At 47.3% G+C, this 4,144-nt stretch carries 2 protein-coding genes and 1 pseudogene; all 3 read right to left on the bottom strand.

Features of this window, described 5'->3' with window-relative positions; genetic code table 11:
• Nucleotides 1-269: 269 nt before the first annotated feature.
• A complete protein-coding gene (locus EDC31_RS17270) occupies nt 270-2,489 on the bottom strand; it encodes an HAD-IIIC family phosphatase (protein WP_081797747.1) in 2,220 nt (739 codons plus the stop codon).
• Nucleotides 2,490-2,527: 38 nt separating this feature from the next.
• Nucleotides 2,528-3,499, bottom strand: a complete 972-nt coding sequence (locus EDC31_RS17265; protein ID WP_081797745.1) for a glycosyltransferase family 17 protein — start codon at nt 3,497-3,499, stop codon at nt 2,528-2,530.
• A gap of 61 nt (nt 3,500-3,560) precedes the next feature.
• A pseudogene (locus EDC31_RS17260) lies at nt 3,561-4,043 on the bottom strand (glycosyltransferase); the annotation flags it as partial.
• Nucleotides 4,044-4,144: the final 101 nt, after the last annotated feature.

Genomic DNA, 4,144 nt, shown 5'->3' with positions numbered 1-4,144 from the left:
AGGCCGAGGCCAACTACTATGCAGCCCTTCAGATCATCAATATGGCTGCGTGACTCAAACCAATTAGCCTCCGGGAAACCCGGGACGCTTCACTTCGCACATTCCGTGCGGAGGACGTCCACAACATCACCTCTACCATCAATCAGCACCCCCAAACTCAGAAATCAGGAGCCACGCGCATCAACCAACGGTTCTTCGATCCCTCCAGGTGCATTTGCTGATCATTTCAAAATCGCATCATAACAAGTAAAGAATAATTTCGCATGAATTCAATTATCGTTCCTGCCCCCACATTCGACGATATTTGAGGCAAGCTGTATATGCGTCGGAAACGCCACCAGGTCGTCACGATTCAAGATGAAAATTCGTGTCGTCTGATCTTGAGATTGCTCGCCAAACCCAGCTCTAAGAAAGACTTCTCGACACGGTGTATTTTCCCGCGTCTCGATAAGCGTCCCCACGATCGTTTCCGCTCCTTCCGCACGTAGCAAACGCACAATCTCTGCCAAGACGAACTGCTCTACCTCCATGCCGAGTACGCGACAACTCATAAGATACTGAACAATTTCTCCTTTTCGAAAATATACCACACCAACCAAACCATATTCTGCAAATTTGTCCTGAATACGAAAGGTCATGATTTGCCCACCGTCATTCAAAAAAGCCGCCACCTGCTCGAAAGTCCACCGCTTCCCTGTCGTATTAAATTGATTGGTTTTGTTTGTAAGTTCTAAAATACGCACAAATTCTGTCTGTTCTGTACTGCGGATGGTCGTAAACGTAATCCGTGTTTGCAAAGACGCAAGAAACACTTCTCGTCCAACTGAAACACGTAATTGCTCCCGCTCGACCTGACGTCTCACCATTTGTTCGCGCCGACTGGACTCTCCCGTCATATATGCAATCTGCGTTTCAGCAGCATGAAGCAGTATTCGACGCGTCAGATAAGGATTCCCCCCAATCACGCGAACATCCGGAAGTGCCGCTAAAACACTAGCGCGCTCGACCGGGTTGTCATCAACAAAGACGACATTCTTTGGCTTTATGTTGAAATCCGTGCAGATTTGGACAATATTTCCTGCTTTTGGTAGCCAATTTATTTTCACCGAGGCAAAATCATCGATCGAGACAAATTTCGGGTTCACAACATCGTCCCATCGCTCCCGAACATCATCCAGATCATTCTTTGAAGAAATAGCCACTAAGATCCCTCGCGCGCGAAGGTGTTGGATGGTTTCCCAAATACCCATCGGCCAGCCGTCGGTATGCGGCCATGGAAGCGCGTCTGGCCTATAATGCTCAGCGAGTTGTCCTCGCCATAGCGTATTGTCGAGGTCGAAAATAACAGCCTTGACCTGATCTATTGACCTTACACTGCGATAGGATGTGACCGCCTGACGATAGACCGCCTTCATGAAGGTCATTTCCTTTGTTGGATAAAATGTATCGAGATCTGGAATAGGCTCATTCCTTGGAATACGGCCAAAATCATCCCAATCCTGATAAGCAACCGCGCCATGGGAAGAAAAATATATCATATCATCGAGAATATAGCGTTTTCCGATACTCGCAGCAACCGCATCCACATCGGCAAGAAAAACGTTTCGAAAATCTGAAAGCCGTCTGCAAAGATACTCATTAAGCCTCCTCACGATTGCAGCTACATCTGCTGCTCCGCCTCTCGCCGCCAAGCTTGAGACAATATCAACTTGCGGAACAATGAAATTGGAAACAAACGACAAAAGCCCGGCTTTTACGTTATAGGAGAGTGCTGTCTTCAACATCACATCAAGCACATCGCAAGCATCATTATAAATAGAATCATCAAATCCCTCTTCATTAAAACGCGAGGCCCAAATCACGCGATCTCCAAGAACTGTACGCAAAGGAATCTGCACATATTGAAAATCGTAATCCTCGATCGGAGATGGAGGCACGTCAGGGAGCATCGAGGCAAAGTTATATGGCACATAATCAAACAAGACAGTGGAGTTCATTTCACGGAATTTCTCGGCGTATAATGCCGTCAAACACGAACCAATGAGCAAAACTTTCTTTATATTATCTGGCGTTCTTTCCAAATCCCGTGGAAACAGATAGTCTTCGTCAGAAATGCTGTTTTGAGTTTTTGTCGAAATTACGAGAACGTTAAGCTCCTCCACTGGCCCGGCGGGGGTATTTTGGATAAGTGAAAACGTCGTCTCGCTTAATGGATGCTTCAGAATGATCGTTAAATGCCCAGTGTGATCATATCTTGCCTCCAAAGAAACCCACATGATATCGCCATCACGACGCCGAATGACAAGGCGTTCCCCCGAAATAGACCATGTTGCTTCATTTGCGTTGTCGTAGCCTTCAACCATTCCTGAACGACCCAACACGAAGGATGAGGTCAACGGCAAATCCCCCACCAAACCAAAGGACCAAGTGATTTTGTCCAACGGCACACCCGATCGCAACGGTTCCGCATTGTGAAGTTCGATTGACATGACTGTACCTTCCCACTGATTATTCAGAAAAATCTCGTTCATTGATCATCAAGTGCGATATCCGCCATCCACGCGTAGTTCTGCGCAGGAAGTCCGTAAAGCAGGTCAAGTGGGTTCTCATTATTGCGGAAAATTCGTGCAACCTCATCCAGCGCCTGCTTGTAAAGTCCCTGCAACTCGCGTAGCGCAACATAAGGATCTTTGATGAAGCCTTTTCCTAAATATTCAGATTGATTATCATTGATCCGCAACGGATAATATGGATAGGAAATGGGGATGAACTCGGCACGCTCCTTCAGGTTCCCAACGATTCCGCCCGCGACAATATGCTTATAGAGATTATTCCCGTTTTTCATGAGTCTCGGCCATGGATCGTTCGCATGAGAGTAGGAATTGAACTTGATCTTTAAAGCTTCGATCCCACCGAGATGCGTGAAGTGCCAGCCCGCATCGGGTAATTCCAATGCAATTCCGCCGCCGTCGAGAACAGCCACCATTGCGTTACGGTCCCATCGGAATTTTGAAATATGCTCGATGCATTTCAAAAATCTATTGGAAGCGGCATAACAGGCTTTCCAGCCGGAAGGCGACTGACGAAGATTGATATAAAACTGGAACATCGACATATCGAAAACAGCAATACCGTTTAAATTTCTGATAGTTTCTATAGCCTCCTCCCGTAAAATCTCATCAGCATCTGAAATGATAAACACATCTTCATCCGCAGCTTGAGAAGCTATCCTCAAGAGCGAATGACGCTGATGGTATTCGCGTTCAAATGGGTCACTGCTGTCCGGCATATCGTCTACGACAAGATGAATCACCTTGTCGAGATATTGGGCATAGCGGTTCATATTCTCTGAAAACATGAGAGCTTTGGGACGCCCCATAAAATCTTTCGTCGATTCACTAATTACGAAATAATCAACATGCTGATATTCCTGCGCAAACTTTATATCGAGAATGTCAAGCTCGTTGAAGAATGGAAAGCAATTAAATATTTTAGACATTATGTATTTCCCTTCCGAATCATTAATATGAAAAAATTTCTTGAAACTTCCGTCTCACAACTTAGTATGCTAATACTTTTTCAAGACGCTGTGCGCAAACCTTCTGGCTATTCTCCATCATTATTCGAGCCAGTGCATTACCTCGCAATCGGGCCCACAACACGTGATCATCGTAAGCTTGGGCGGCACTTCGTCGAAACTCCTCCGCCTCCCCTCCTCGGGCTTTCAATATGTCCTCGCGGACGTTCCATCCTGTTTGTTCGCAGAGGATGTCCGACGCGATGATGGGCAAGCCATGGGCAGCGGCCTCGTAAAGCTCATAGGGGATTTCGGCGGCAAAACGCATCGGGGCGAGGAAGAAGCGTGCGTCGTTATACAGCGTGAAAACGTCGTCTACTTCTCCCAGATACGTGATACGTAGTGAACGGGGAAAGTTTGCGAGCGTGACCGCCGAACGGTGATAACCCGCAATCGTCAGCGTCGCGTCGTCAGGCAGCACCTCTTCCAGCATCGGCCAAAGAACCGTCGCGAGCCACAGCGCGGCGTCGTAGTTAGAGCGTTTTCTGCACGAACTGAATCGTTAGGGATTCCCCTTGGCGGCGTGATCTGATTCAAGATGAGAGCCGGGAAGGGGGCTGGCTTTGG

Source organism: Acidomonas methanolica (assembly GCF_004346035.1).
GTDB classification, from domain to species: Bacteria; Pseudomonadota; Alphaproteobacteria; order Acetobacterales; family Acetobacteraceae; genus Acidomonas; species Acidomonas methanolica.
This window is presented reverse-complemented; position numbering and strand designations above follow the sequence as displayed.